28 protein-coding genes and 2 pseudogenes are annotated in these 25,461 nt (G+C 69.1%); 15 read left to right on the forward strand and 15 right to left on the reverse strand.

The genetic code is table 11. From position 1 onward, the window contains the following. The first annotated feature begins 33 nt into the window (after window positions 1-33). Together JNUCC0626_RS44635 and JNUCC0626_RS44640 are read left to right on the forward strand one after the other, a co-directional pair. Complete coding sequence (locus JNUCC0626_RS44635) at window positions 34-1,893, forward strand: S9 family peptidase (protein WP_394616652.1); 1,860 nt, start codon at window positions 34-36, stop codon at window positions 1,891-1,893. A 48-nt stretch (window positions 1,894-1,941) separates the two neighbouring features. Then, on the forward strand, window positions 1,942-4,008 hold the full coding sequence (locus JNUCC0626_RS44640) for an ATP-binding protein (protein ID WP_394616653.1): 2,067 nt from the start codon (window positions 1,942-1,944) through the stop codon (window positions 4,006-4,008). Here JNUCC0626_RS44640 and JNUCC0626_RS44645 read toward each other — a convergent pair. Both JNUCC0626_RS44645 and JNUCC0626_RS44650 read right to left on the reverse strand, forming a co-directional pair. After that, the gene (locus JNUCC0626_RS44645; protein ID WP_285639243.1) at window positions 3,990-4,646 is read right to left on the reverse strand and encodes an RES family NAD+ phosphorylase; all 657 of its coding nucleotides are present in this window, start codon (window positions 4,644-4,646) and stop codon (window positions 3,990-3,992) included. The genes JNUCC0626_RS44640 and JNUCC0626_RS44645 overlap by 19 nt on opposite strands. A gap of 27 nt (window positions 4,647-4,673) precedes the next feature. Beyond that, on the reverse strand, window positions 4,674-5,258 hold the full coding sequence (locus JNUCC0626_RS44650; protein ID WP_394616654.1) for a DNA-binding protein: 585 nt from the start codon (window positions 5,256-5,258) through the stop codon (window positions 4,674-4,676). Window positions 5,259-5,414: 156 nt separating this feature from the next. Between JNUCC0626_RS44650 and JNUCC0626_RS44655 the strand changes: the two genes are divergently transcribed. Then, window positions 5,415-6,584 (forward strand): glycosyltransferase 87 family protein, encoded by a 1,170-nt coding sequence (locus tag JNUCC0626_RS44655; RefSeq protein ID WP_394616655.1) that lies wholly within the window; start codon window positions 5,415-5,417, stop codon window positions 6,582-6,584. Here the strand turns inward: JNUCC0626_RS44655 and JNUCC0626_RS44660 are convergent. Beyond that, complete coding sequence (locus JNUCC0626_RS44660; RefSeq protein WP_394616656.1) at window positions 6,526-7,071, reverse strand: HdeD family acid-resistance protein; 546 nt, start codon at window positions 7,069-7,071, stop codon at window positions 6,526-6,528. The two genes, JNUCC0626_RS44655 and JNUCC0626_RS44660, sit on opposite strands and share 59 nt — an antisense overlap. Before the next feature lie 53 nt (window positions 7,072-7,124). Here JNUCC0626_RS44660 and JNUCC0626_RS44665 point away from each other — a divergent pair, with 53 nt between their 5' ends. After that, on the forward strand, window positions 7,125-7,658 hold the full coding sequence (locus tag JNUCC0626_RS44665) for a hypothetical protein (RefSeq protein WP_394616657.1): 534 nt from the start codon (window positions 7,125-7,127) through the stop codon (window positions 7,656-7,658). Here the strand turns inward: JNUCC0626_RS44665 and JNUCC0626_RS44670 are convergent. The 4 genes from JNUCC0626_RS44670 to JNUCC0626_RS44685 form a co-directional block, all read right to left on the reverse strand. Then, complete coding sequence (locus JNUCC0626_RS44670; RefSeq protein ID WP_394616658.1) at window positions 7,642-8,541, reverse strand: hypothetical protein; 900 nt, start codon at window positions 8,539-8,541, stop codon at window positions 7,642-7,644. The genes JNUCC0626_RS44665 and JNUCC0626_RS44670 overlap by 17 nt on opposite strands. Before the next feature lie 155 nt (window positions 8,542-8,696). After that, window positions 8,697-8,999, reverse strand: coding sequence for a type VII secretion target (locus JNUCC0626_RS44675; RefSeq protein ID WP_394616659.1), 303 nt, complete (start codon window positions 8,997-8,999; stop codon window positions 8,697-8,699). Between the two features lie 28 nt (window positions 9,000-9,027). Beyond that, window positions 9,028-9,570 carry a YbaB/EbfC family nucleoid-associated protein gene (locus JNUCC0626_RS44680; RefSeq protein WP_394616660.1) on the reverse strand — a complete coding sequence of 181 codons (543 nt, stop codon included), beginning with the start codon at window positions 9,568-9,570 and terminating at the stop codon, window positions 9,028-9,030. 143 nt (window positions 9,571-9,713) lie between these two features. Next, window positions 9,714-10,088 carry an FKBP-type peptidyl-prolyl cis-trans isomerase gene (locus tag JNUCC0626_RS44685; protein ID WP_394616661.1) on the reverse strand — a complete coding sequence of 125 codons (375 nt, stop codon included), beginning with the start codon at window positions 10,086-10,088 and terminating at the stop codon, window positions 9,714-9,716. A gap of 170 nt (window positions 10,089-10,258) precedes the next feature. Here JNUCC0626_RS44685 and JNUCC0626_RS44690 point away from each other — a divergent pair, with 170 nt between their 5' ends. Beyond that, window positions 10,259-11,065 (forward strand): S1 family peptidase, encoded by an 807-nt coding sequence (locus JNUCC0626_RS44690; protein ID WP_394616662.1) that lies wholly within the window; start codon window positions 10,259-10,261, stop codon window positions 11,063-11,065. 56 nt (window positions 11,066-11,121) lie between these two features. Continuing rightward, window positions 11,122-13,068 (forward strand): beta-propeller domain-containing protein, encoded by a 1,947-nt coding sequence (locus tag JNUCC0626_RS44695; protein ID WP_394616663.1) that lies wholly within the window; start codon window positions 11,122-11,124, stop codon window positions 13,066-13,068. Here the strand turns inward: JNUCC0626_RS44695 and JNUCC0626_RS44700 are convergent. Beyond that, window positions 13,058-13,816, reverse strand: a complete 759-nt coding sequence (locus JNUCC0626_RS44700) for an EI24 domain-containing protein (protein WP_394616664.1) — start codon at window positions 13,814-13,816, stop codon at window positions 13,058-13,060. The two genes, JNUCC0626_RS44695 and JNUCC0626_RS44700, sit on opposite strands and share 11 nt — an antisense overlap. 97 nt (window positions 13,817-13,913) lie before the next feature. Here JNUCC0626_RS44700 and JNUCC0626_RS44705 point away from each other — a divergent pair, with 97 nt between their 5' ends. The 3 genes from JNUCC0626_RS44705 (at window position 13,914) to JNUCC0626_RS44715 (ending at window position 15,640) form a co-directional block, all read left to right on the forward strand. Beyond that, window positions 13,914-15,173: a helix-turn-helix domain-containing protein gene (locus JNUCC0626_RS44705; RefSeq protein WP_394616665.1), complete on the forward strand. Its 1,260-nt coding sequence runs from the start codon at window positions 13,914-13,916 to the stop codon at window positions 15,171-15,173. 84 nt (window positions 15,174-15,257) lie between these two features. Continuing rightward, on the forward strand, window positions 15,258-15,419 hold the full coding sequence (locus tag JNUCC0626_RS44710; protein WP_394616666.1) for a hypothetical protein: 162 nt from the start codon (window positions 15,258-15,260) through the stop codon (window positions 15,417-15,419). Then, window positions 15,416-15,640, forward strand: coding sequence for a hypothetical protein (locus JNUCC0626_RS44715; protein ID WP_394616667.1), 225 nt, complete (start codon window positions 15,416-15,418; stop codon window positions 15,638-15,640). The genes JNUCC0626_RS44710 and JNUCC0626_RS44715 overlap by 4 nt, the downstream gene beginning before the upstream one ends. On the opposite strand, the gene JNUCC0626_RS44720 is transcribed toward JNUCC0626_RS44715, so the two are convergent. Further along, complete coding sequence (locus tag JNUCC0626_RS44720; RefSeq protein ID WP_394616668.1) at window positions 15,637-16,377, reverse strand: GNAT family N-acetyltransferase; 741 nt, start codon at window positions 16,375-16,377, stop codon at window positions 15,637-15,639. The genes JNUCC0626_RS44715 and JNUCC0626_RS44720 overlap by 4 nt on opposite strands. Window positions 16,378-16,406: 29 nt before the next feature. Here JNUCC0626_RS44720 and JNUCC0626_RS44725 point away from each other — a divergent pair, with 29 nt between their 5' ends. Continuing rightward, window positions 16,407-16,772, forward strand: coding sequence for a hypothetical protein (locus tag JNUCC0626_RS44725; RefSeq protein ID WP_394616669.1), 366 nt, complete (start codon window positions 16,407-16,409; stop codon window positions 16,770-16,772). 32 nt (window positions 16,773-16,804) lie between these two features. On the opposite strand, the gene JNUCC0626_RS44730 is transcribed toward JNUCC0626_RS44725, so the two are convergent. Continuing rightward, window positions 16,805-16,990 (reverse strand): hypothetical protein, encoded by a 186-nt coding sequence (locus JNUCC0626_RS44730; RefSeq protein WP_394616670.1) that lies wholly within the window; start codon window positions 16,988-16,990, stop codon window positions 16,805-16,807. A gap of 79 nt (window positions 16,991-17,069) precedes the next feature. Between JNUCC0626_RS44730 and JNUCC0626_RS44735 the strand changes: the two genes are divergently transcribed. Further along, window positions 17,070-18,683 carry a hypothetical protein gene (locus JNUCC0626_RS44735; RefSeq protein WP_394616671.1) on the forward strand — a complete coding sequence of 538 codons (1,614 nt, stop codon included), beginning with the start codon at window positions 17,070-17,072 and terminating at the stop codon, window positions 18,681-18,683. On the opposite strand, the gene JNUCC0626_RS44740 is transcribed toward JNUCC0626_RS44735, so the two are convergent. The 4 genes from JNUCC0626_RS44740 to JNUCC0626_RS44755 are packed head-to-tail and all read right to left on the reverse strand — an operon-like array spanning window position 18,676 to window position 22,250. Next, window positions 18,676-19,818, reverse strand: a complete 1,143-nt coding sequence (locus JNUCC0626_RS44740) for a cysteine desulfurase-like protein (protein ID WP_394616672.1) — start codon at window positions 19,816-19,818, stop codon at window positions 18,676-18,678. The genes JNUCC0626_RS44735 and JNUCC0626_RS44740 overlap by 8 nt on opposite strands. A 4-nt stretch (window positions 19,819-19,822) precedes the next feature. Further along, window positions 19,823-20,419, reverse strand: coding sequence for a TetR/AcrR family transcriptional regulator (locus JNUCC0626_RS44745; RefSeq protein ID WP_394616673.1), 597 nt, complete (start codon window positions 20,417-20,419; stop codon window positions 19,823-19,825). Continuing rightward, a complete protein-coding gene (locus tag JNUCC0626_RS44750; protein WP_394616674.1) occupies window positions 20,407-21,072 on the reverse strand; it encodes a YqeB family protein in 666 nt (221 codons plus the stop codon). The genes JNUCC0626_RS44745 and JNUCC0626_RS44750 overlap by 13 nt, the downstream gene beginning before the upstream one ends. Before the next feature lie 38 nt (window positions 21,073-21,110). Further along, a complete protein-coding gene (locus JNUCC0626_RS44755) occupies window positions 21,111-22,250 on the reverse strand; it encodes a GNAT family N-acetyltransferase (RefSeq protein ID WP_394616675.1) in 1,140 nt (379 codons plus the stop codon). 55 nt (window positions 22,251-22,305) lie between these two features. On the opposite strand from JNUCC0626_RS44755, the gene JNUCC0626_RS44760 reads away from it, so the two are divergent. The 4 genes and pseudogenes from JNUCC0626_RS44760 to JNUCC0626_RS44775 all read left to right on the forward strand — a co-directional run. Continuing rightward, window positions 22,306-22,806: a DinB family protein gene (locus JNUCC0626_RS44760; protein ID WP_394616676.1), complete on the forward strand. Its 501-nt coding sequence runs from the start codon at window positions 22,306-22,308 to the stop codon at window positions 22,804-22,806. A 79-nt stretch (window positions 22,807-22,885) separates the two neighbouring features. Further along, entirely contained in the window at window positions 22,886-23,791 is a 906-nt protein-coding gene (locus tag JNUCC0626_RS44765; protein WP_394616677.1) for an NADP-dependent oxidoreductase, read from the forward strand. 161 nt (window positions 23,792-23,952) lie between these two features. Next, window positions 23,953-24,252 (forward strand): annotated as a pseudogene (locus tag JNUCC0626_RS44770) (DUF6359 domain-containing protein); the annotation flags it as partial. A gap of 117 nt (window positions 24,253-24,369) precedes the next feature. Beyond that, a pseudogene (locus JNUCC0626_RS44775) lies at window positions 24,370-25,023 on the forward strand (endonuclease I family protein); the annotation flags it as partial. On the opposite strand, the gene JNUCC0626_RS44780 reads toward JNUCC0626_RS44775, so the two are convergent. Then, window positions 25,010-25,456: an NUDIX domain-containing protein gene (locus JNUCC0626_RS44780; RefSeq protein WP_394616678.1), complete on the reverse strand. Its 447-nt coding sequence runs from the start codon at window positions 25,454-25,456 to the stop codon at window positions 25,010-25,012. The pseudogene JNUCC0626_RS44775 and the gene JNUCC0626_RS44780 sit on opposite strands and share 14 nt — an antisense overlap. Window positions 25,457-25,461: the final 5 nt, after the last annotated feature.

Consider the following 25,461-nt stretch of genomic DNA (forward strand, 5'->3'; position numbering starts at 1 on the left):
GCTTTGCTAACAAGTTCTGTTAGCGTCCACGCCGTGCGCCCTGACGACCTGCAGCTGCTCACCACGCCCGGCACCGTCGCCGTGTCCGGAGACTTGGTGCTGGTCAGCATCACCACGCCCGATCTCGAGAAGAACACCTACCGGGGCGGTCTGCACCGGGTGTTCCCCGACGGAACCACAACACCGTGGACGCACGGTGATCGAGACAATGCGCAGCGCATTTCTCCCGACGGCAAGCTCGTCGCGTTCTTGCGCGTCTCCGGAAAGTCGAAGCCGCAGCTCTACGTCGTTCCCGTCGACGGCGGCGAACCGCGCAAGCTGACCGACCTGCCGCTCGGCGCCGGTGCCCCGGTGTGGTCGCCGGACTCGACGCGGATCGTCTTCGTCGCCCGCGTGCCGGAGGAAGGCCGCTACGGCACCACCGACGACGGCCCCGAGGCCGAGGCGCCGCGCCGCATCACGCGCCTCGACTACCGCGTCGACGACGTGGGTTTCCTCGGCGACCGCCGCCCGCGCCTGCACGTCGTGACGCTCGACGGCGACGTCACGACCGTGACCGACGGGTCGTTCGACGTCTCCGACCCGGCCTGGCTCGACGACGCGACGCTGGTGTTCGTGGCGCCGCGCGACCTCGGTGCCGTGGAGACACTGCACTCCGACCTGTACGCGGTGTCCGCTTCGGGCGGTTCGCCGACTTTGCTGCTGCAGGGCGCCGGCGAGGTCTCCATGCCGTTCGTCGCCGACGGCTCGTTGTTCTGGCTGGGCACGGAGTTCACCGGCATCGACGCCGTGGCTCGCAACCAGGGCCTCTGGAAGTCCTCTTTGGACGGTACTTCCGCTGTACGTCTGACGGACGTCGAAACCGTTGACGTGGAACGCCTTTCCGGACCTCCCGTCGCGGATTCCTCCGGTGTGCTGCTGGTGGTGCGCAACCGCGGCGCCCTGGAGCTGCGCCGGATTCCTTTCGACGGCGGCTCGGGCGAGGTGCTGGCGGGCGCCGGCGCCGTGGTCCGCTCGTTCGCCTCCGACGGGTCCACCGTGGTCGCCATCGTGTCCACTCCGGACAGCGTCGGCCAGGTCGAGTTCGTCGGAACCGTTGTGCGCACGGCGTTTTCCTCGGTGGCCGCCCGCGAGGTCGTGGAGCTCACCGGCTCCGCCTCCGACGGCTACCCCGTCCACGGCTGGCTGGTCCTGCCCGAGGGCGAGGGCCCACACCCGGTCGTGATGGCCGTGCACGGCGGCCCGTTCATGTACCACAGCTGGGGTTTCTTCGACGAGGCCCAGGTCTACGCCACCGCCGGTTACGCCGTCGTGCTCCCGAACCCGCGCGGCTCGGCGGGCTACGGCCAGTCCCACGGCCAGGCCGTCATCGGCAAGTTCGGCACCGTGGACGTGGACGACGTCCTGTCCCTTTTGGACGTTGCGCTGTCGCGTGACGATCTGGACGCCGACCGCGTGGGCATCATGGGCGGCTCCTACGGCGGCTTCATGACGTCGTGGCTCTCCGCCCACCACGGCGAGCGTTTCAAGGCGGCGTGGTCCGAGCGCGCGGTCAACGCCTGGGACTCGTTCGGCGGCTCGTCGGACATCGGCTACTTCTTCGCCGACGCCTACTGCGGCCCCGACCCCGAAGCACAGCGCGCGATGTCACCCCTGACCTACGCCGAGAAGATCAACCTGCCGTTCGCCGTCGTCCACTCCGAGCAGGACTGGCGGTGCCCGCTGGAGCAGGCGCAGCGGATGTTCGTCGCGTTGAAGCGACGCGGCGTCGAGACGGAGATGCTGATCTTCCCGGGTGAGGGGCACGAGCTCACCCGGTCGGGGCAGCCGCGGCACCGCAAGCAGCGCTTCGAGGCCGTGCTCGAGTGGTGGGGCCGTTACCTCAAGGCCTGACCCGTTCGGCCGCTGGTGTGCGACCGTGCCGGAGACGAGGGTGTTCCGATGGAGGAGAACACCGTGTCCGGCGCGGTCGTGCGGGCTGAGCAGCGTCTGCACCTCGCGTCGCCTGCGGATGCCGTGGTTCCCCGGCAACTTCCTGCCGCTGTGGGCAACTTCAGCGGGCGGCTCGACGAGATCGCCGAGTTGGAGGCAGGTGCCAACTCAGGCGCCGTGGTCATCTCCGCGCTGAACGGCACCGCAGGCGTCGGAAAGACCGCTTTGGCGTTGCACTGGGCCCATCGCATCGCTGACCAGTTCCCCGACGGCCAGCTGTACGTGAACATGCGCGGGTTCGAGCCGGAACGCGAGCCGATGGCTCCTGATGAGGCGATACGCGGATTCCTCGACGCGTTCGGCGTGCCGAGCGACGCCATGCCGATGAGCTTGGACGGGCAAGCCGCGTTGTTCCGCAGCAAGGTCGCAAAGCGGCAGGTCCTGGTGGTCTTGGACAACGTCAACAACGCGGACCAGGTGAGGCCCCTGCTGCCGGGGAGCCGGAGCTGCTTCGTCCTGATCACGAGCAGGAACCGGTTGGCCGGCCTGGTGGCCGAGCACGACGCGAAGCCGTTGCGGCTGGACCGCCTTACCCCTGCCGAGTCCGCGACGCTGCTGAAGGCGCGGCTCGGTGAAGTTGATCCCGCTGCCCTCGCCGAAGTGGCGGATCTGTGTGCGGGTCTGCCGCTCGCGTTGGCCATCGTGGCAGCGCGAGTGGCCCAGCAACCGCACATCCCGATCTCCGAGGTGGTCACCGAACTGCGGGAAGACCGGTTGGAGGCACTTGATCTCGGTGACTACGACCTCAGCGCGAGGTCGGTGTTCTCCTGGTCGGTTCGGGCACTGAGTGAGCCCGCGGCTCGCATGTTCCGGCTGCTCGGTCTGCATCCGGGGCCGGACATCGATCTTCTGGCCGCCGCATCTCTGGCGGCCACCTCTGCCGTTCAGTGCCGGAAGTGGTTGCGCGAGCTGGTGGCTGCGAACCTGCTCGACGAGTATGTCGCAGGTCGCTTCCGCTTTCACGATCTGCTGCGGTTGTTCGCCCGGGAGCAGGCCGGCTCGGACGACGACGCGCAGCGCCGCCTGCTCGACTTCTACCTGCACTCGGCCTGGGCCGGCGACCGGGCTCTGGTGTCGCAGCGCATCGGCATCGATCTTCCGGAACCGGATCCTCAGGTGGTTCCGCTCACCTTCGCCGGCCCGGCGGATGCCGCACGCTGGTTCACCGCTGAACACGCCGTGCTGGTGGGGCTCGTCGGTCACGCGGCTGAGGCAGGATTCGACGGACACGCCTGGCGGTTGGCGATGGCGTTGCGCAGCTACCTGGACACACAAGGGCATTGGCGCGGGTACGAGTCCGTGTACCGCGCAGCGATCCCTTCGGTGAACCGGCTGGCCGACTTGCTGGTCCAAGCGCGCGTTCACAGAGGACTGGGCAGAGCGCTCAGCCGATTGGGCAGCTGGCCCGAAGCCGACGAGATGCTGCGCCAGGCGCTTCTGTTCACCCAGATGGCAGGGGATCGCAGACAGGAAGCGCAGTGTCACGAGGCTCTGTCGTGGTTGTACTCGGAGCGATCGGAGCACGACCAGGCGTTGAAGCACGCGCTGAGCGCTCTGGCACTACACCCCACGGACGGCGATTCGGCGTGGCGCGGCTACTCGCTCAACATCGTCGGGCGGTGCTACGCCGCGGTGAACCTCCCCGTCGAGGCGCTGCGCTACTCAGCGGAGGCACTTGAGTTGCATCAAGGCTGTGAGGTGCGGGACGAGACCGGTGAAGCCGAGGCCCTCAACACCATCAGCCACATTCGCTTCTTGAGCTGTGAGTATCCGCTCGCGATGGGGTACGCGGAAGAAGCGCTGGCGCTCCACCGACAGATCAGCAATCGGCCAGGCGAAGCGGAAGCATTGGAACGCATCGGTGATGCGGAGTTGGCACAAGGACGGTCAGGTGAGGCCCGCATCGCCTGGGAGAAGGCCTTGGTCATCCTCGAGGAGCTGCAACGCCCGACTCTTGCAGAGGTCAGGCGGAAGCTGGCGAACCTCAAGACGCTGAATCAGCCCAGGAGCGTGTAGTTCAGCTCCTCACAAACCCGAGCCAACGGCAAATCAAGCCCAGGATGGTCCAACGGCAGCAACACGTCCGGAGCCGCCGGCAACCCAGAAGCCCCAGGCGGATCCCAAAGACAGATCGCCGGATCCCCGGAGTCCATCGACGACCGGTACCAAAGCCCGTCCAACTCCGGATAAGCCGCCCGAATCGCCCGCGACCAAGCCTGCGTGACCAGCTTCGGCCCGGTCGAGATCTCCTGCGACGCACCAACGCGCGTAGGCCACAACCCACCCAGGTCCAACAGCCGCAAGGTACGGCGCGGCCGCAGCACCACGAGAAAAGGCGAGCGGGTGCGGCGGTCCACGATCGAGGTCGCCTGGAAGACCTCGGCGATCGACGTGCGGACCGAGAGGCCGAAGTACAGGACGCCGTTCTCGTGGTCCTGGACCGGGCTGCCGTCCGGGGCTGGTTGCTGGGCGTCGAAGCGGGCGTGCGGGAGTGGGCCCGTGTAGCGGAACGTGTTCCAGCGCTGCGGGTGGGAGCCCTTCGCCGTGAAGACGCGGACCAGGCGGGTTGCGCGGTGGACTGCTACCACGTCCTCGGTGCGGCGCAGGTGTGCCTGGAGCACGGCAGGGGCAGGCGGCTGCGGAAGCCGTGACATTCGGGTCCTGTCGGTGTTCGGGAACGCTCAGGCAGGTGTGCCGAGCGTGGCGGCGAGGGTGGCTACCTTGCGCGGGTCGCCGCCTGCCAGTAGCCAGTCGCGCGGGGTGGTGGGCTTGCCGTCCACGGGCAGGTCTTCCTGGGTGGTGGTCATGAAGGCGGCGACTACCAGGGCGGGCTGGTCTTGCGGGACCTCGGAGAGCACGGTTTCGAGGCCGGGGAGGACGCCGGTGCCTGCGAACTGCCACGCGGGCAGCCGCCAGCTGCCCCTGTCCTTCCAGCCGACGAGCCTGCCCACGCCCAGGCGGTGGCGGATGCGGCTGGTGTCCACCTGGAGTTGGCGGGCTGCCTCGTTCACGGTCAGGGCCGAGTCGCGCAGGACGGCGTGGGCGACCACGGTGCGGGTGCGCGGGCGGGAGTCGGCCGGGCCCGCCGGGGAGAGGTCGAGGCCCACGTCTTCCAGGGCTGCTTGCTGGTCCGGCGTGAAGTAGGTGGCCGGTTCCGGGTGTGGCGGGGCGAGCCTGCGTGCCGCGTCGGTCACGAGGGCCAGGAACTCGTCTGGGCTCACCTGCAGGCCGGCCTTGGCCAGCACCGTCTCCAGAGCAGGACTCATGCGCACAGAATATCCCGTGCGTGCGCATTTGTGCGCCCTACGAACGGCGCAAGCTCAGACAATCGACGTTGCGCGGTCATGCGACGACGCTACGTGAGATTTGTGGTTACGCAGTGGTGACGTGGGCCTCATCTGGCACATCGATACCATTCCCGGATGCAGCTCGACCGCACCGCCAAGCGGGTCGTGGTGGCTTGGGCCGCCGTCATGGTGGCCACGCTCGCCTACGTCATGTACCGCCCGGAGGGGTGGTCGCTCGACCTGCGCGTTTATCGCAACGGCGGGGCGGCGTTCCTCAAGGACATCCCGCTCTACGTCGAGGGCTTCGCGAAACCGCTCGGTGGGCCCGACCTGCCGTTCACGTACCCGCCGATCGCCGCCGTGCTGTTCAGCCTGCTGGCGCTGGTGCCGTTGTGGCTCGCGATCTTCGCGGTGGCGGTGGCGAACCTTGCGATGCTCACCGGGTTGTGCCTGATCGCCGCGCAACGCGTGCTCGGGTGGGGGCCGGAGGCGGTCAAGTGGGGGCTTGGTGCGGCGGCCGTGTCGTCGATCTTCGACCCGCTGCGCGAGACGTTGTGGTTCGGGCAGATCAACCTGCTGCTGGGCCTGCTGGTGATGGCCGACTGCCTGCTCGAACGCACGCGCTGGTGGCCGCGAGGGGCGTTGATCGGGCTGGCGGCCGCTATCAAGCTGACGCCCGCGTTCTTCGCGTTGTTCTTCGTCGCGCGTCGGCAGTGGAAGCCCGTGTTCGTGTCCATCGGCTCGTTTTTCTTCTTTGGCGCGTTGGGGTTCGTAATCTCGTTCGGTGACGCGAAGGAGTACTGGACGCACGCGCTGCTCGACCCGGGCCGCGTCGGACGCCTCACGTACGCGTCGAACCAGGCCATCCGCGGCACGCTCGCGCGGTTCGGGCTGGAGGACGGTGCCCAGGTCGGCGTGTGGCTCGTGCTGGCGCTTCTGGTCGTGGCGACGGTGTGGTGGTTGGCGTCGCAGGTGGGCGAGATCGAGGCGTTCTTCGTCGTGGCGATCGGCGGCCTGCTGATCTCGCCCGTGTCGTGGGGGCACCACTGGGTGTGGATCGCGCCCGCGCTCGTGCTGCTGTCCCGGCCCGCGCTGCGTCGTCACTGGGCGTCGTGGGCGATCGTGGCCGTGTTCGCGATCGGTCCGCACTGGCTCTTCCCGCGCGACAACGACGTCGAACGGAACTGGGCCTGGTGGCAGCAGGTGATCGGCAACCTCTACGTGTTCGTCGGGGTCGCCGTGCTGGTCACGCTTGCGGTACGCGTGGTGCGAGACCGCCGGCGAGCTGCTTCAACCGCAGGCTGAACAGGATCAGCACCACACCCCACAGGATCGCGAAGACGCCGATGGTGATCACGAACGCCAGCGCGCCCGCCGTCGGGTTCACCACCAGGATGATGCCGAGCAGCACCGTCAGCGCGCCCGTGACGACGTAGAACCACTCGTTCGTCATCACCTTGCGCAGGCGGATCGCGTCGACGATCTGCAGCACGCCGGTGACCAGCGCCCACGCGGCGATCAGGAGCAGCAGCGCGGTTGCCGTGATGCCCGGCCAGAACAACGCGATCAAGCCCGTGACCAGGCCCAGCACGCCGATCAGGCCGAGCGCCCAGCGAGCGGGCCACTCCTTGTGGGTGAGCGTCAGGTACAGCATCATCGCGCCGTCGAAGAGCGCGTAGGCGCCCCACAGGATGATCAGCGCCAGCAGGGTCAGGCCCGGCCATACCAGGGCCGCCAGGCCGAACAGGACAGCGAACACTCCGCGCACCGTGAAGAGCCACCACCGTTGCATGGCCTGGATGGTCTCGGCTGTCGCGGAGGTCGGCAACCTGAGACCCTCGTTCGGTGCTGATCCGAGTGGCTGACTGGGAACGCATCCGCGCCGGCGAGATCACCCTGCAGTTCCGGCGCTGGAAGCGGCCGACCGTGCGCGCGGGCGGGACGTTGCGGACGTCGCAGGGCGTCCTCGCGATCGAGGCGGTGGACGTCGTGACGCGGGTGACGCGCGCGGAGGCGGTGGCGGCCGGGTTCCCGACCGTCGTCGCGCTGAAGTCCGCTGTGGACGGACGTGAGGGTGCGCTTTACCGCATCCGCCTGCGTTTCGTGGGTGAAGATCCGAGGATCGAGCTGCGGTCGTCGTCCGATGTGGACGGAATAGCGCTCAAGGAGGACGGCCTCGCGCTGCTGCGGTTGATCGCCGCGAACCCCGGGGTGCGGGCCGCGGACCTGGCCGCCTCGATCGGCCGCGAGAAGCTGCCGTTCAAGGCGGACGTCCGCAAGCTGAAAGCCAAGGGGCTCACCGAGTCCCTGGAGGTCGGGTACGCCTCTCCCCGCGAGGAGAGGCGTACCTGCGAACCCTGGACTAACCCTGGCCGGTGATGATCGAGACGGCCTTGTCCTGCGTCTGCTCGTTGACCTCGGCCACCAGGAAGTTGCGCGAGACGGCGTGCGCCACCAGCTCGGGCTCCGGCGGCAGGCCGTACTTGCGCAGGTAGTGAGGCACCGCGCCGGCCCAGATCCACGTGCCGTCGGTGCGGAAGTTCAGCGGCACGTCCTGCTCACCGGTCTGCGAGAACTCGTCGGTGTCGTAGCTGCGCGCGGCCAGCACGACCGGCGCCGACTCCAGGTAGTTCAGCAGGCCGTCGACCATCTGCGGGTCGACCGGCTGACGGTTCACCACGATGCGGCCGTCGTCGTTCTTGCCGTCGTACACGCGGGCCGTGCGCAGCTCGTCCGAAGCACCCTGCACCGCGCCGGGCGCGACCTGGAACTCCTGCTGCGGGGGCTGCGGGGCCTGCTGCTGGGGTTCCGGTTCGGGCAGCGGCGGCAGACCCACGCGCTGACGCCACCAGTCCGGGATCATCCGGTCGGGCCGCGGGAACGTCTGCAGCTCGTCGCGGAACCCGATGGGCGGCGGAGCGTTGCGCCAGCGCGGCTCGTCCTCGGCGTTGAAGTCCACCGTGAACGCCGCGGGCGCCTCGATCTCGTAGGTCGCGCTCAGCCACGTGCCGCGCTCGGGGTGGTACATGCCCCCGCGCAGGTGACCGAACATCTGCACGACGTCCATCGGCGGCCGCACCGGGCGGAGTTGCCCGTCGGGCCCGGCGAACGCCAGGTCGACCTCGATGTGCCGCCCGGCCGCGCGGTACTCGGCCCGGATGCGCTGCCAGCCCTGCGGTACGGCCGGCAGCATGGCACGGCCGATCTGCCGCACGAGCTGCTGCTGGTCCTGTTCGCTCAGCGGTGTCGCCGGCTGGCTCATGTGGTCCTCGCCCCTCTCCCCGTGAAAGCCCGCTGATCTTATCGGGCTACCGCGACGGGCGCGGGCCGGTCGTCCGTCCCACGCCGTTCACACAACTCTGAGTGGGTGCCGGGCCTCGTGGTTCCCCGTCGGGGCGGGTGCGAACGAGGGACGCGTCACGCGCCGCCCTTGAGCGCGCGCGTGATCTGGTCCTCGACCTCCTGGTAGTGCTTGGCGGTGTCGGTGACCTTCTTCGCGGTGGCGTCCATGGCCTCCGCGGCGCCCTTCAGCGCGTCGAGACCCCACTGCTCCACGGGGTCGAGCAGCATCCGGAACGGCTGGCAGATGATGCCGTACGCGTCGGTCGGCATCGAGACGGTGTTGGCCGCGTCGACCGCGCCCTTCAGCCTGCCCTGCAAGCCCTCCAACGCCTTCGCGTGCGCTTCCAGGACGTCGGACGTGACGTTGAAACCGGTCATCGAGAACCCCCCTCAGGGTCGGGACGGATCAGGTGAGGACGGACTCGCCGCCGAAGTCGTCGTCATCGTCCCTCGGCGGGCGACGGCGCGGGGGAGGCGGAGGCGGCGGCGCCTGGCGGGACGGGGGCGGCGGCGGTGCGTCGTCCTCGACGCGGAAGTTCATCTCGTTGCGGTCGTACGGCGTGCGCGCCGGCTCTTCGGCGGGCGGTGCCGGGAAGTTCTTCTTGGCCTCGTTGAACAGCACGTTGGCCGTCTCGTCCTGCGTGCCGATGGTCTCCGCCATGGCCGACTGCAGCAGTTCGGGGATGCGGGACTGGGCGCGCTGCAACAGCTTCATGATCTCGCCGCTGATCTCGGCCATGCGCTTGGTCGAGGCGGACTCGTTGATCACGAGGTTCTGCAGGATGCCGTTGGACCCGACCAGGATCTCGATGGAACCGTCCTGGGAGCGCTCGGAGATCGTCATCCCCTGCACGCGGTTCGCCATCTCCTGATAGCGCGCGGCGCGTTCCTGGATGCTCTGGTTCCAGTTCGCGAGCATCTGCTCGGATCCGGCGATGTCCTCGGGCACCGGTACTTCCCTCCCACAACAGCAGCGGACTCAAAGGATGACGCAGCCGGGCTCGCTCCCGTTCCGCCACGGGGTCAAATCGGCCGGAAAGACCAACGGCGTCCCACCCGATCGGACCAGTGGGACGCCGTTGGGACAGGAATCTAGTTCACGCCCAGCAGGTCGACGACGAAGATCAGCGTCTCGTTGGGCTTGATCGCGTTGCCGGCACCGCGCGCGCCGTAGCCCAGGTGCGGCGGGATGACCAGCTTGCGGCGGCCACCGACCTTCATGCCCTGGACGCCCTGGTCCCAGCCCTGGATGACGCGGCCGCCACCGAGCGGGAACTGGAACGCCTCGCCGCGGTCCCAGGACGCGTCGAACTGCTCACCGGACGAGTGCGAAACACCGACGTAGTGCACGGACACGAACTGTCCGGCCGTGGCCTCCGCACCGTCGCCGACGGTGATGTCCTCGATCAGCAGGTCGGCGGGCGCCGGGCCGTCGTGCGGGTCGACCTCAGGCTTCGTGGGGGCCATCACAACTTCCTCTCGGAACGGGGTTGTTCGCGCTCGATCCAATCACGCGGGCCCCGGCGCGGCTGAACGGCCTACGCGGACCAGCCCTACCCGGCCCACATGAACTCATGTCTTTCTTTAATGACCAACGGCCCTGCAGCCGCTGGTCACAACAGAAGAAGGAGACGATCATGGCGGCAACCCTGCACCGCCTTTGGTCACTGCTCGGCGCGGCACTGGCGGCGGCAACGCTGTCCATGGCCTGCGTCAGCGTGGCCGAAGCAGCTCCTGTCCCCACCGCCGACGGCGAGTTCGGCACCCAGATCGTCGGTGGCACGCGCGCGAGCACGTCCACCTACCCCTGGGTCGTCTACCTGGCCACGAGCAGCGGTTTCCAGTACTGCGGCGGCACCCTCGTCGCGCCCAACAAGGTCGTCACCGCGGCGCACTGCACCGTGGGTGACGCGGCGTCCGCCGTGCGGGTCGTGGCGGGCCGCGACGACAAGAACTCCACCGCGGGCACGGTCGCGCGCGTCACGAGGATCTGGATCCACCCGAGCTACCGCGACGTGACCCGCGGCTACGACGTCTCGGTGCTCACCCTCGACCGCAACCTCTCGCAGACCCCGCTCCCGTTCGCCACGTCGGCGGACAGCGCGCTGTACAACGCGGGCACCAGCTCGACGATCCTCGGCTGGGGCACCACGTCGTCCGGCGGTTCGGCGTCGCGCTACCTGTTGCGCGCCACCGTTCCGCTGACGAGCAACTCCAGCTGTTCCAGCTCGTACGGCAGCGACTTCAACGCCACTCACATGGTGTGTGCCGGGTACGCCCAGGGCGGCACCGACACCTGCCAGGGCGACTCCGGTGGCCCGCTGGTGGCCGGCGGCAAGCTGATCGGCATCACGTCGTGGGGTGAGGGCTGTGCGGCCGCCGGGTACCCCGGTGTGTACGCGCGCGTCTCCGCCTACGCGGCGCAGATCCAGGCGCAGCTGTAGGAAATCGGGCCGGAAAGGGCGGCAACCCTTTCCGGCCCCGCTTACGTCCTCACACCATGAACGGCAAGAAGCTGTTGGCCGGTGCCGCCGTGCTGGCCGTCGCCGGAGTGAGTGTGAGCTCCGCGGTGCGCGACGACACCCTCGCGCCACCACCGATCGTGGACTACGGGCCCGTGCGTCTCGTCGCGTTCGACTCGTGCGACAACGCGTTGACCGAACTTCGCCGCGCCATGTCGCCGTACGTCAGCGCGTACGGACTCGGCGGACGGCCGCAGATCTTCGCCATGGGCGACGCGACGACCAACTCCGCGGGCAACGCGGAGAAGTCGATGCCGTCCACCCCTCCCGCGCAGCAGCAGGAACACTCGACGACGAACGTCCACGAGCAGGGCGTCGACGAGCCGGACATCGTGAAGACGGACGGGAAACGCGTCGTCTCCATCGCCGACGGCAAGCTGCGGATCATCGACGTCGCCACCAAGGCCGTCACCGGCACGGTCGACCTGGGCGACCGGTACGCGAGCCAGTTGCTGGTGCAGGGCGACCGCGCGCTGGTGGTCGCCAACAGCCCCATGACGATCGAGAAGCGCGTCGTGCCCTCGGACATGCCGTCGTTCGCGCCCGAGTCCGGCACCGAGTTGATCCTGGTGGACCTCAAGGCGCTCAAGGAGGTCAGCAGCCTCAAGACCGACGGCTACTACCTCGACGCCCGCCAGATCGGCGGCACCGCGCGGGTCGTCGTCCGCTCACAGCCGCGCCTGCCGTGGGTCTACCCGAACGAGACGACGAACGAAGCGGGATCGTTGCGCCGCAACAGGGAGATCCTGCAGAGCGAACCCATCCAGGCGTGGCTGCCGCGCTACGAGCTCACCGAGAACGGCGCCAGGTCGAGCGGAACCCTGGTCGACTGCGCGAACGTCAGCCGTCCGACGGCGCCGAGCGCGACGTCGATGCTGACCGTGCTGACGTTCGACCTGTCCGGCGCGCTCGGCACCGGCCAGCCCGTGTCGATCATCGCCGACGGCGACACGGTGTACGGCACGGACCGCAGCCTCTACGTCGCCGACGACCACCGGCTGTTGCCCGAACTCCCTTCCAGGCCACCGGTTCAGCGTCCGATCACCACGGCGATCCACCAGTTCGACATCAGTCAGGCCGGACCGCCGAAGCACGTGGCGTCCGGTGACGTGAACGGCACGCTGCTCAACCAGTACTCGCTCTCGGAGCACGAGGGCGTGTTGCGCGTCGCCACCACCACGGGCACGGAGATCCGGTGCTGCTGGCGGATGCCGGCGGACCAGGCGAACCCGCCGGCGCCCCCGCCGTCGGAGAGCTTCGTGACGACCCTGCGCCGCGACGGCAACCAGCTGACGAAGGTCGGCGAGGTCGGCGGTCTTGGCAAGGGCGAGCGGATCTACAGCGTCCGGTTCATCGGCAAGCTGGGCTACGTCGTCACGTTCCGCCAGACGGACCCGCTCTACACGCTGGACCTGAGCGATCCCAAGCAGCCCAGGGTGACCGGCGAGCTGAAGATCACCGGCTTCTCCGCGTACCTGCACCCGGCGGGCGACGGGAAGCTGATCGGCGTCGGCCAGGAGGCGAACGACCAGGGCCGCACGCTCGGCACCCAGGTGTCGCTGTTCGACGTGCGCAATCCCGCGTCACCGCAACGGCTTGCGCAGTACCACCTGCCGGACAGCAACTCCGAGGCCCAGTTCGACCCGCACGCGTTCCTGTTCTGGCCGCAGGACGGCACGTTGGTGATCCCCGTGACGGCGTACAAGACCTACCAGGAGGTCTCGTCCGTGGTGTTGCGCGTCGACGGTGACCAGCTGCGCGACGGCGGCAAGATCGTGGAGCCGAGGACCGACCAGAACTACGGTGGCGGGCAGCGGCGCACGATCGTGATCGGCGACCAGCTGTGGTCGATCTCGGCGTCCGGCGTGCAGGTCAACGCCCGCAGCGGCCTGACGCAGCAGGCCTGGCTGCCGTTCACGCGATAGGTGCGCGGTCTCCGTTGAGCAGGCGGTGCGCGAGCACCGTGCCGCCTGCCATCGCGGCCGGGATGACGATCAGCGCGGCCAGCGGGATCAGGCACAGCAGGTAGGTCGGCACGGCGAGGCCGAGCACGAGGCCGCGGCGCGTCTTGAGGATCTGCCTGCGCTGCTTGAACGACCGGCCGCGGCGGGTGAACGGGATGCCGGTGAGCTCGATGCCGAGCAGGTAGCCGTTGATGCAGACGGCGAGCACCGGCACGACGGTCTGGCCGATCACCGGGATGAATCCGCAGAAGAACAGCGGGATCGCGAACGCGATCGAGGTCGCGACGAGCAGCAGCGTGCTGCGCAGCCCGACGACGAACCCGCGCCACCAGCCGATCTGCTCCGCGTCCGGCACGCCGCCGAGCTCGTCCTCGACCTCTTCGGCGATGAACTCGTAGAACGGGCCGCCGATCATCAGCGTGATCGCGGTGAACAGCAGCACGCTCAGGCCGAGCACCGCGGCGACCACCGAAATTCCGACGGCGACCTCGACGACGCCCTTCCAGGTGTCGCTCCAGGAGTCCGCGAAACCGGTCAGCCAGCCGGCCACCGAGTCGATGTTGGTGAGCAGCACCGCCCAGCCCGTGATCATGAGAACAGCCGTGATGACAGCGGGCAACGCGCCCATCAGCACGCGCTTGGGTGAGCTGAAAACGAGGCTGAACCCGCGCAGCAGAAGACCGACACCAGCACCGAAGTCCTTGATCACGGCCGCAGGATAGTCGCTTTCGTCCCGTGTTGAGACGAGGTGGAGCGAATTCGCGAGGAGCGTCATGATGGCGGATTGAGCGCGGGAGGGGTCGAGAGTGAGCGATCCGGCCAAGAACGGTGTCGTGGTCCCGGACGGGCCGCTGCCGATGCTGCCGCCGTCGATCTGGGAGTCGAGGGAGATCAGGGACGCGGTCGCGGCCGAGTCGCCGGGCTCGGTCGTCGCGATCGCCCGCAAGGCGCACGGCCTGCGCCAGGACGAGCTGGGCACGCTCGCCGGGTTCTCGCAGTCCGCGATCTCCCGGCTGGAGTCCGGCAGCAACATCGCCTACGACATGCGGGTGCTGCGGACGTTGCAACGTCTCCTCGGCATCCCCGCGCATCTGCTAGGGCTCACCGACCGCACGGTGCCGGTGCGGTCCGGTGAGGTCGTGGTCGGCCTGGAGGGCAAGGCGCTGATGGCGTTGTGCGCCTCCGCCGTCTTCAACGCCGACAGCGACGACGACGCGGTCAGTCAGTTGCTCGTGCTGCGGAGGATCATCAACGACGCGCACAACTGGCGTGCGACCGGTGCGTTGATGCCTGCCGTTCGAGGTATGTACGACGTCATCGACACGTTGCGGCGCAACGCGCGTGGGGACGTTCGTCGGCGGTTGCTCGGCACGGGCGCGATGTACGCGGAGTTCTACGGCTGGCTCTACGAAGAAGTCGGCGACATGCGCAGCGCCTGCGCGTGGACGTCCCGCGCGTTGGAGCAGGGGCAGGCCGCGGACGACCGAGACGTGGTCGCGTACTGCTACGTGCGGATGAGTCAGCTCGCCGAGGTCGATGGCGACGACGACCGCGTCATCGGGTTGGCCCGTGCCGCACAACGAGAGACTGGCGTGAGTCCGGTCGTGCGTGCGATGGCGGTCCGTCAGGAAGCACGAGGTCTTGCGCGCGCGGGCCTGCACGCCTCTATGACCCGGTTCGACCTCGCACAGTCGTTGGTGCAGGAGGTCGAACGGCCGCGCACGGACGAGTACTCGATCGGCTACTGCTTCACCGACCTGCACGTCGAGATGCAACGGGCCGCGTCGATGGTCGCCCTCGCGGACCACCGCCGTGCCATCAACGCCTACACGGCGCTCATGCCGCGTTGGGGCAGCGTCTGCCAGTGGGAGCAGGGCGTGCACACGGCGACGTTGGCCTACGCGCACGCGGTCACCGGAGACGTCGAACAGGCCGCCGAACTGGGGCTCGTGGCACTGGACCTGGCCCGTGTGACGGGCTCGCAGCTGATCGTCACCGAACTGGCCAGGCTCGTCCCGTGGGCCGCGACACCGGCCATGGCCGAGCTGCGCGCCCGGCTGCGTTAGGGCCTGTATGCGAGTTCCGCATATGGCACCCGCAAATCGTATGGAACCCTCCCCATCCCGGTCGGCGGCCCGCACGATCTAGGGGTGATCGACCTAGCCGAACGAACGCCGCGCTCGGACGAGGTCAGCGCCGAGAGGTTCTGCGCGGCGGTGGCAGAGAGGGACTCGGGCCCCTACCGGCTCAAGTTCTACGCCACCACACACGCTGTCGTGTGTGTGGTGGACGACGCCGAGGTGCAGGCATGAGCATGCCTGTGTTGCTGGTCCGCAAACGTGTGGGTGTCGTCGGAGAGACCCAACGCACGTGCCACCTCGTACCCGTGCCCGAAGACGACACCTTGCTCGCGTTGACCGCCTACTGCGGTGAACTCATCCACGAGGGCGAGGCCGAACTGCTGACCCAGCCCTCCGGCATGCCGTGCGTCGGCTGCCTGTTCCGCGTCCCCATGCCGCGCAACGACACCTAGCCGGCGATGCAGGCCGTGCCGACGCGGCGGAAGCCGACGCGTTCGTAGACCCGCGCGATCTCCTCGCTCCCCGCCGACAGGAACACCAGCTCGGCGCCGCGTTCCAGGGCGTCGCGCGCCAGTTCCGCCGTGACCGCACCACCGAGGCCACGTCGCCGTGCCGCCGGCAACGTGCCGACCCCCACGATCTCCACGACGTCACCCGCCCGTTGCGCCGTACCGACCGCCAGCACGCCCTCGCCCGGCAGGTCGGCCACCGCGTGCCGGTGCCGGGTGCTCGTGGGGACCGCCGCCGTGAGCGCCGCGTCCCGTTCGTCGGTGCCGACCACGCCGGCGTCCGTGCCGGGCGAGCCGAACGCGAGCTCCGCCACGACGTTCACCTCGACCGGACGGGTGTCGAGCACGCGCACGTGCGGATCCCGTTCGGGCAGCTTCTCCGGATCGAGCACGAGCAACGGCGCTTGGAGCACCTCCAAACCGGCCTGTTCAGCGATGGCCAGCAGTCCCGGCGTCGTCTCGTGCACCCACTCGAGCGCTTCGGGCACGCCGAGTTCGCGTTGCCGTGCGCGCATCTTCAGCACGTCGTCGACGCTCGGGTTCCCACCCGGCAACCGGGGCCGCGCGTAGTACGGGTAGCCGTCGCCCGCCTGGAGGAACAGCACGAGCTCGCCGTGCTCCTCGACGCGGGCGCCCGCTCGGGGCACGGAGTCGTAAAAGGTCTCAAGTACGTTCCACACGGCGGAGCACGCTAGCTAGGTTGGGCCGCATGACGCACGGCATTTCCCGCCTCGCACTGGCCGCGCTCCTGGTTCTCGGCGCGTGCGGCAGCGAACAGCAGTTCGTGAGCCCCGGCGACCCGCAGTCGTCACCCAGCGGGAACTTCGTCGCGCACGCCGAGAACGGCAGCGAGGTGCGGGTGACCGACCGCGACGGTGCCGAGGTGTTCCGCAAGACCTACGAGCACGACCGGGTCTACGAGGGCGATGGCGTCGGCGCGGTGTGGCTGGCCGGGAAGGACCAGCTGTGGGTGATCGTGCCGCGCGGTGGGGCCGAACGCGTCGAGGCGGGGCCGGACGGGCAGTGGACGGCGGTCGAGGACGAGCTGCCCGGGGAGATCACGCGGATGGGGTGAGCCCCACCAGGCGAACCTGGTGGGGCGTTGTCTCACCTGCGGGCACGGCGCCAGCCGAAGGACCGGGTGCCGCTGCCGACCCCGGCCATGTGCAACGCGAGCAGCAGCAGGCCGAGCACGACCAGCGTGTTGGCGGTGATCACGTCACCGAGTCCGGTCTTCGCCAGATCGAGGATCAGGGCGAGACCGAAGGAAACCGCCGCGATGATGGCCAGCATGTCCACCTCCTGAGTAAGTGACCTGCGAATACCCGTTCCGTTGAGGGGGAATCGCGCCGTTCGGAGCAATGGACGTGTCATGATCCCTGCCGTGGACGTGCAGCGCTGGCAGGCAGCCGCGGTTCCGTGGTGGGTGACCAAGGTCGGCCTCGTCGTCGGGTGGATGGTCGCCCTCTACGTGTCGTTGAGTGCGAACGTGGCGCCGTGCACGGCCGCCCAGCCGTGCCTGCCCGATCCGTTGTTCTCTCTCGCGGTGGTGCCGTTGCTGGCCACGCCGTTGCTGTTGTTGTTCGGTCGTGTGCTCACGGGCTGTGCGATGGGCGTGTTGTTCGGTGTGCTGGACATCGCGCTCGACGGCAGTGCGGTGGCCAACGTGGCGTTCGGGCTGCACGCCGGTGCGTGTGCGTTGGTGGCGGCGTGGACGTTGAGGTCGCGGGCGGACCAGCACGACTCGGCGGGCGCAGGGCTCGTGTCGTTGCCGGACCTGCCGCCGCAACGCGGGGTGCTGCGCGTGGTCGCGGTGCTGCTGGTGCTGTTCGGGTTCCTCACGTTCGTGCAGTACAGCCTCACCAACGACGAGATCGAACGGCACATCGCGAACGCCAGCCGCGTGCAGGCCGAGGTCGTCGAGGTCAAGAACACCTTCGAGGTGTGGGTGGAGCTGCCGGACAGGCAACGGGCCTCGTTCGAACCGCTCGCGCCGGAGACGTACCGGGTCGGCGACGACGTACCGGTGCTCGCGGACGGCTCGTGGGTGCGGATGGAGAACGAACCCGAGGACGTCACGTGGTGGCTGACCCTCGGCGGCGCGGCGGTGTTCGTCTCGATCATGCTGGCCGCGCGGGAACGGCGGCGGCGCTCGCTGTGGACCGCGCCGGTGAAGGCCGTGCGGATGCAGGCGCACCCGGTCGGGCCGCGCCGGATCCTGTTGCGCTACAACAAGAAGGACATCGCCACCATCACCACGCTCGCCGACCTCGGGCTGGAGGAACCGCTCTACCACGACACCGAGCAGTTCGGCGCGGTGTGGCGCGGCGAGGAGGACCCGCCGTTGCGGCTCGACCCGGTCGAGGTGCTCGTCGCGGGGGAGTGGCACCACGGCGGGCAGGTGGCGCTGCTGGTCGAGGGCTCGGTCGTGGCGACGAGCACGCTGAACCGGGTGCGGCCGCGGCACACCGTCCACGGCGCACACCTGCCGGGCGTGCCGGTCACCGCGGGCACACCGGTGGAGCTGCCGCACGCGATCTGGCCGGGCGACCGCCGCAGGGTCGAGGGCGTGCTGCTGTTGCTGGGCGCCGCGGGGGCGTTGATCGCGTTGAAGTACTACCCGGAATTCCTCGTGCTCGGGCTGATCGGCGTGCAGTGCGTGCTGTCGGCGGTGACGCGGTTCCAGCCGATGCTGCGCCTCGACCACAACGCCGTCGTGCTCTACACCGGCATCTTCACCTACCGCGTGCCGTGGGCGCAGCTGCACGGCGTGCGCCGGTCCGGTCCGCAGCTCATGCTCGCGTTCGGCCCGCACGGCGACGTGCTGACCACACCGCACCTGCCCGACAAGGAAGCCGGCGAGAAGCTGATGTGGGCCCGCTCGCGTTCGATGATCGCCGACCACCACGGTGATCGCGTCACCCGCAAGCTCAACATCAGCGTCCTGGTCGGCGCGGTCTACGCCGGGCTGGTCCTGTTCATCTGATCTTGGCCACGGCCTGGAGCAGCCGGTCCACATCGGACTCGTCGGTGTACGGGCCGATGCCCGCCCGCACGGCGCCCTTGTCGCCGAGGCCGAGCCAGCGCGAGCACTCGATCGCGTAGAAGTGGCCCGCCGGAGCGTTCACGCCCTCGGCCCCGAGCCGCCGGTAGACCTCGGCGGGCTCCAGGCCGTCGACGGAGAACAGCACGGTCGGCGTGCGCAGCGAGGCCTTGCTGTAGACGCGGACGCCGAGTTCCTTCAGCCCGGTCTCCATCTTCTCGCGCAGGCCGAGTTCGTACTCCTCCAGGCCTTCGAGCGTGCGCATGAACTCCACCGCCGCCGTCGTGCCGGCCAGCAGTTCGTACGGCAGGGTGCCCAGCTCGAACCGTTCCGGCACGGCGTTGGACGACGGCAGCAGCTTGTCCGGCCGCAACGTCTCCAGCAACTCCGGCGCCGCCGCCAGCACACCGAGGTGCGGGCCGAGGAACTTGTACGGCGAGCACACGAAGAAGTCCGCGTCCAACGCCTCGACGTCGACCGGCACGTGCGGGGTGTAGTGCACGCCGTCGACGTACACGAACGCCGCCATCTCGTGCGCCGCCCGTGCGATCTCGGCGACGTTCGGGCGGGTGCCGAGCAGGTTCGACGCGGCGGTGATCGCGACGACGCGGGTGCGGTCCGAGAGCAGCTTCGTCACCGCCTCGACCGGCAGCTCACCGGTCGTGCGGTCGAACGACGCCCATCGCACCGTCACGCGCGCTGCCTCGGCGGCCTGCACCCACGGCCTGATGTTCGCGTCGTGGTCGATCCTGGTCACGACGATCTCGTCGCCCGGCCGCCAGTTCTTCGACAGCGTGCGGGCGAAGTCGTACGTCAGCTGCGTCATGCTGCGGCCGAACACGATGCTGCCCGCGTTGAGGAACTCGGCCATCGTGCGCCGTGCGGTCCGCACGATCTCCTCGGCGCGGCGTTCGGAGGCCGTGACGGAGCCCCGGTTGGACACCGCCGAGATCAGCGTGTCCCTGACCGCGTCGGCGACGACGTCCGGGACCTGGGCACCGCCGGGACCGTCGAAGTGCGCGGCACCCTCGCGCAACGCGGGGAAGTGGGCGCGGACCGCTGCGACGTCGTAAGCCATGCCCTCATGGTGCTTCAGCACCCACGAATCGGGAAAGGATCAACCGGAGGGTGCTCACCTGAGCGGCCGCGTCGAAGTCGGGGTCGATCAGCCTGCCGAACAGCCCGTCGACGAGGCCCTGCGCCCAGCTCGCAGCGTCCAGGGCGCTCACCGGCAGCACGATCCGGCCCTCGTCGTGCGCCCGCTGGAACAGCACGGCCAGCTCGTCGCGGGTCAGCTGCTCGTTGCGGCCGACCAGTTCCCACAGCTCGGGGTCGCGGCTCGCCTGTGCGACCACCTCCAGCACCAGCCCCGCGACGCCCCGGTCGAGCGCGGGCGCGCACAGGTGGTCAACCATCAGCAGGACGCCGTCCCACGGGCTGAGCGCGCGCGCCTTCGCGAACATCGCCGCGTTGTCCTCGGCGTCCTGCACGAAGATCTCGCGGAAGATCGCCCGCTTGGTGGGGAAGTAGTGGAAGAGGCTGCCGGTGCTGATCTCCGCGGCCCGGCAGATGTCCGCGACGGTCGTGCGTTCGAAGCCCTTCTGGGCGAAGAGGCCCGCGGCGGTGTCGGTGATGTGCCGCTTCTTCTCCGCGTGCTTGACCGGGTCTACCGTTCGCACCTGTAGTACTGCCTCTTCTTCTCGTCCCGCACGGCGACGCCGCGCTTGCGGATCTCCCGCGCCAACTCCGCGGCCTCCTCGTTCTCGTACTTCGAGATGGCTTTGCGGCGGGCTGTGAACAGCGCGTTCACGTCCGAGGGCAGATCAGGCGCGTGCTCCACCCACATCCTGAACTCGGTCGCGAACGGGTCGGAGTGCCGCCAACGGTATCCCTGCTCGACGAAGGCCTGTTCGAGCCGCGCCCTGCTCAGGTCCGATGCTTCACGGGCCAGTTCGGCGCCGCTGGGCGAGAGCAGCACGAGCTGCTTGCCGTCCGCGAACGCCGACTCGACCTGGTCGCGGCCGAAGTCGAACGTCTTGTCGTCCTTGCGCAGCGTGACCCGCCCGGTCGAGACCTCCACGGACATCATCTCGCTCGCCCAGACCAGCGCCAGCACGAAGCCCGCGACCGCCCCCACGACCAACGCCCCCAGCGTCACCCACGGTTGCGGGATCTCGGACACCGTCTCGAAGATCCCCTGGAACGGGAACCACTTCAGCGTCGTGATCCACCCGGCTGCCAGCGTGAGCCCCCACGCCGCGGCGGCACCGGCGACCGGGCACGCGACCCAGATGCCGTAGCGGACCGCCGCGCTCTCCTGCACAGTCGTCATGAGCCCAATACTAGACCGAGTGCTCGGTTTATTCTGGGTTACGGCAGGTAGAAGGTCAGCAGATCGCTCGTGACCGGCGGAAACAGTCGGAACATGAGGTCCTTCTTCGGGCCGGGGTAGACGTCGGAGAAGATCCGGCGCAGGCCGTCCATGCCGTGCGGGCCGAACAGCAGCGGGGCCAGCAGGTCCGGGGCGATGCCCGCGCCGCCCTGCGCACCGGGGCCCTGCATCGTGCCGCCCCACTCGAGCGGGCCCATCCGCTCGCCGTCCCAGTGGAAGCGGACGTGCGTGCGGTAGAAGCTGAGCACCACGGTCTCCGGCTCGTGGCCGCGCAGGCGTTCGGTGAAAACCGGCCGCAGGTGCTCGAACAGCGCCGGCACGTCCGGGAGGCGGACCATGACCTGGTCCAGTTCCGGGTTCCGCGGTGCGAGGTGCGGCTCCAGCGCCGGGTGGCGTTCGCCGACCTCGGCCGGGTCGAGTTCGGCCACCAGGGCGCTGACGCCGTCGTCGTCGCCCGCGATCTCGCCGAGCACGACGTCGCCTTCTTCTTCGGGTGTGCTGCGGCCCGTGGCGACCGGGATGCCGTCGCGTTCGACGATCCACGTGATGGAGCCGGTGCGGTTCAGCAGCCAGCGCCAGCACGGCGTGGTGTGGCCCATCCGCAGTCCGGCGTCCCGCTGGGCCTGGTCCTGAAGTTCCTGCAGGGCGGGGATGTCCGCCTCGGTGGCCCGGCGGAGCACCTGTCCCTCACCGGGTTCGGGCTTGCTGAGGAGCGCGCGGTTCTGCTTGACCGGGATGGCGTAGGCGTAGCCGAACTGGCGGTAGAAGTACGGCACGCCCATCACGAGCTGGACCAGGTGGCCGCGTTCGGCGGACCGCTCGTGCGCCCAGTCCATCAACTGCCGCACCAGGCCCCGGCCTTCGTACTCGGCGTCGGTGGCGACCTGTTCGATCTGGCCCGCCGGGATGCCGACGCCGGCCAGCGTCACCGTCTCGTCCATCAGCGTGGCGGTGGAGACGATCCGGCCGTCGTCGTCGGCGACGCCGACCCAGTCGCACCCCGCCTCCGGGTCGGTCATCAGCAGGCGGGCGTCGACGCCGTCGCTGGGGTCGTGGCGCGAGACCACGAGCTTCTCGACCTGGTCCACGTCTTCGGGGCGCGAGGTGCGAATCTCCACGGCCGGAGTGTTTCCAGGGCGGTGGTTGTCCGCAAACGGATTTACGGTCGTCGGCATGGACTGGAACAAGCAGTTGGCGGACCAGCTCGAATTCCACTGGAACGTGGCGGCGCGGCCGCGGCTCGAGGGCCTGACCGACGCGGAGTACTTCTGGGAGCCCGTCGCCGACACGTGGACGATCCGCGGCGCCGAGATCGACTGGGAGTACCCGCCGCCCTCGCCCGCGCCGGTCACCACGATCGCGTGGCGGCTGACGCACGTCATCGTGGGCGTGTTCGCGATGCGCTCGGCGTCGCACTTCGGCGGGCCGCCCGCCGACTACGCGACCTGGCCGTTCGCCCAGAGCGCCGACGAGGCGTTGAAGCAGCTCGACGAGGCGTACGAGACGTGGATGGCCGGGGTGCGCACGGCGGATCTCGCGAAGGCGGTCGGACCTGCCGAGGGACCGTTCGCCGAGGAACCGATGGCGACGCTGGTGCTGCACATCAACCGCGAGGTGATCCATCACCTGGCCGAGGTCGCCCTGCTCCGTGACCTCTACCTGAGGGAGAGTTAGTCACCTATTAGTGCCTACTTTCCAGAAGTTGGCGCTAACTGCAAGATGGTGTCCATCGAGAACTTCGAAGGGGATCATCATGCGAGTCATCACGCAGAAGACCGTTGGCGACACGTCCGTGCTGGAGGTCGCGGAGGTGGCGACGCCGGTGGCCGGACCTGGTCAGGTGCTGGTCAAGGTGAGTGCGGCGGGCGTGAACCCGGTCGACACCTACGTCCGCTCCGGCGGATTCCCGGCGCTGGGCGAGCCGCCGTTCACCCTCGGCTGGGACGTCGCGGGCACCGTCGAGCAGGACGCCGAGGGGTTTCGGGCCGGTGACGAGGTCTACGGCCTGCTCACGTTCCCCGGCACCGGCGGCGGGTACGCCGAGTACGCCGTGCTGAACGCCTCCGACCTGGCTCCCCGTCCGTCGTGGCTGACCGTCGAGCAGGCGGGCGCGACGCCGATGGTGGCGTTGACGGCCTGGCAGGCGCTCGTCGGACGCGGTGGCGTTTCGGCTGGTCAGCGCGTACTCGTGCACGCTGCCGCCGGGGGCGTCGGGCACGTGGCGGTGCAGATCGCCAAGGCGCGCGGCGCGTACGTGATCGGCACGGCGTCGGCCGGCAAGCACGACTTCCTGCGCTCGCTGGGCGTGGACGAGGTCGTCGACTACCGCACCCAGGACTTCACCGAGATCGAGCCCGTCGACGTCGTGCTGGACACGATCGGGGGCGAGTACGCCGAGCGGTCCGCCCGCGTGCTGAAGCAGGGCGGGGTGCTCGTGTCGATCATTCCCGCCAATCCGGGTTTTGACGTTGACCGAGCTTCCGCGCTCGGCATCCGGTTCGAGTTGTTCATGGGCGTCACCGCCTCGGGCGCCGACCTGGCCGCGTTGCCGCAGCTCAAGGTGCAGATCGAGCACACCGTGCCGTTGGCCGAGGTGGCGAAGGCGCATGAGCTCGTCTCTTCGGGCCGGACGACCGGCAAGGTCATCCTCGTGCCGTGACCACTCGTTAACCGCGCGTTGACCATGTACACCGATCGTGTGCAAATCACCCACACGATCGGGGAGTGCTCATGGCGCGGTGGAGTCCACTTGCCTTAGTCATCGGTTTGTTGGCGGCGGTCGGCCTGTACGGGTCGACCGCCGCTGTCGCAGCAGCCCCCATGACGGTCGCGACCGCGATCGCGTCACAGGGGAGCACCGCGACGGTGTCCGGATACGTCGTCGGCCAGCCGACGGCGACGAGCACCGTCGTGAAGTCGAACTTCCCGAACGACTACGCGCTCGCGTTGGCGGACTCGGCGTCCGAGAGCAGTACGTCGAAGATGCTCTACGTGCAGATCTCGTCGTCGTTCCGGACGCAGTGGGGCCTGAAGACGAACCCCTCGCTGATGGGCCGCAAGATCGACGTGACCGGTCCGCTCGGCGCGTACTTCTCGCACGCCGGACTGACCTCGCCGACGGCGTTCGCGTTCTCCGGCACGACCCCGCCGACCACCACCACGACCTCGCCGCCGCCCACGACCACCACCTCGGGCCCGTCGGCGTGCGAGACCTACTACGCCTCCGCCTGCAACCGCACTGGCGCAGCGTTGAAGTCGGCCCTGAACTCGATCATCCGCAACCAGACCAAGCTCAGCTACGACGCGGTCTGGGACGCGCTGAAGGTCACCGACCAGGACCCCGGCAACTCCGCCAACGTGATCGGCCTCTACAGCGGCCGGTCCATGCCGAAGTCGAACAACGGCGGCGGCGTCGACCAGTGGAACCGCGAGCACGTCTGGGCCAAGTCCCACGGTGACTTCGGCACGGCCACCGGTCCCGGCACCGACGTGCACCACCTGCGCGCCGAGGACGTCTCGGTGAACTCCGCGCGCGGCAACCTGGACTTCGACCTCGGCGGCTCGCCCGTCGACCAGGCACCGGGCAGCCTCGCCGACGGCGACTCGTTCGAGCCGCGCAACGCCGTGAAGGGCGACGTCGCGCGGATGATCTTCTACATGGCCGTGCGCTACGAGGGCAACGACGGCTACGTGAACCTGGAGATCAACAACTCGGTGTCCAACGGCTCGGCGCCCTACATCGGCAAGCTGTCGGTGCTGAAGCAGTGGAACCAGCAGGACCCGCCGGACGCGAACGAGAAGCGCCGCAACGACCTGATCTTCCAGCAGTTCCAGAAGAACCGGAACCCGTTCGTCGACCACCCGGAGTGGGTCGCCTCTATCTGGCCGTGAGTCGTTCGAGGAAGGGGCGTTGCGCGGAGACGATCTTCGCGCTCGCCTCCTCCACGCTGAACCACTGAACGCGGTCGACCTCGGGGAAGCTCTTCTTCTGCCCCGACTTCGGCGGCCACTCCATCTCGAACGTGCCGGGCGTGACCGCCTCGGGGTCGAGGTCGCCCTCGAGCGCCCACACCGTGATGACCTTGCCGGAGCCCTTGGCCTCGCCGAGCGGGATCAGCTCACCGTCCGGCACCGGCAGCCCGAGTTCCTCCTCGAACTCCCTGCGCGCGGCGGCCTCGGGCGTCTCGTCGTCGGTGTACTCGCCCTTCGGCACCGACCACGCGCCGGCGTCCTTGCGGGCCCAGAACGGGCCGCCCATGTGCCCGAGCAGCACCTCGAGCTGGGTCGTGTTTCTGAACAGCAGGATTCCGGCCGACCGTTTCATACTGT

This window comes from Lentzea sp. JNUCC 0626, assembly GCF_043632865.1.
GTDB lineage: Bacteria > Actinomycetota > Actinomycetes > Mycobacteriales > Pseudonocardiaceae > Lentzea.

Coding starts and splice junctions, on each gene's coding strand:
- JNUCC0626_RS44765 (WP_394616677.1), top strand. CDS start 22,886: ATGCGAGTCATCACGCAGAAGACCGTTGGCGACACGTCCGTGCTGGAG.
- JNUCC0626_RS44780 (WP_394616678.1), bottom strand. CDS start 25,456: ATGAAACGGTCGGCCGGAATCCTGCTGTTCAGAAACACGACCCAGCTC.
- JNUCC0626_RS44760 (WP_394616676.1), top strand. CDS start 22,306: ATGGACTGGAACAAGCAGTTGGCGGACCAGCTCGAATTCCACTGGAAC.
- JNUCC0626_RS44685 (WP_394616661.1), bottom strand. CDS start 10,088: ATGGCCCCCACGAAGCCTGAGGTCGACCCGCACGACGGCCCGGCGCCC.
- JNUCC0626_RS44640 (WP_394616653.1), top strand. CDS start 1,942: ATGGAGGAGAACACCGTGTCCGGCGCGGTCGTGCGGGCTGAGCAGCGT.
- JNUCC0626_RS44725 (WP_394616669.1), top strand. CDS start 16,407: ATGACGCACGGCATTTCCCGCCTCGCACTGGCCGCGCTCCTGGTTCTC.
- JNUCC0626_RS44675 (WP_394616659.1), bottom strand. CDS start 8,999: ATGACCGGTTTCAACGTCACGTCCGACGTCCTGGAAGCGCACGCGAAG.
- JNUCC0626_RS44690 (WP_394616662.1), top strand. CDS start 10,259: ATGGCGGCAACCCTGCACCGCCTTTGGTCACTGCTCGGCGCGGCACTG.
- JNUCC0626_RS44730 (WP_394616670.1), bottom strand. CDS start 16,990: ATGCTGGCCATCATCGCGGCGGTTTCCTTCGGTCTCGCCCTGATCCTC.
- JNUCC0626_RS44750 (WP_394616674.1), bottom strand. CDS start 21,072: ATGACGACTGTGCAGGAGAGCGCGGCGGTCCGCTACGGCATCTGGGTC.
- JNUCC0626_RS44695 (WP_394616663.1), top strand. CDS start 11,122: ATGAACGGCAAGAAGCTGTTGGCCGGTGCCGCCGTGCTGGCCGTCGCC.
- JNUCC0626_RS44715 (WP_394616667.1), top strand. CDS start 15,416: ATGAGCATGCCTGTGTTGCTGGTCCGCAAACGTGTGGGTGTCGTCGGA.
- JNUCC0626_RS44650 (WP_394616654.1), bottom strand. CDS start 5,258: ATGAGTCCTGCTCTGGAGACGGTGCTGGCCAAGGCCGGCCTGCAGGTG.
- JNUCC0626_RS44735 (WP_394616671.1), top strand. CDS start 17,070: ATGATCCCTGCCGTGGACGTGCAGCGCTGGCAGGCAGCCGCGGTTCCG.
- JNUCC0626_RS44655 (WP_394616655.1), top strand. CDS start 5,415: ATGCAGCTCGACCGCACCGCCAAGCGGGTCGTGGTGGCTTGGGCCGCC.
- JNUCC0626_RS44740 (WP_394616672.1), bottom strand. CDS start 19,818: ATGGCTTACGACGTCGCAGCGGTCCGCGCCCACTTCCCCGCGTTGCGC.
- JNUCC0626_RS44660 (WP_394616656.1), bottom strand. CDS start 7,071: ATGCAACGGTGGTGGCTCTTCACGGTGCGCGGAGTGTTCGCTGTCCTG.
- JNUCC0626_RS44670 (WP_394616658.1), bottom strand. CDS start 8,541: ATGAGCCAGCCGGCGACACCGCTGAGCGAACAGGACCAGCAGCAGCTC.
- JNUCC0626_RS44645 (WP_285639243.1), bottom strand. CDS start 4,646: ATGTCACGGCTTCCGCAGCCGCCTGCCCCTGCCGTGCTCCAGGCACAC.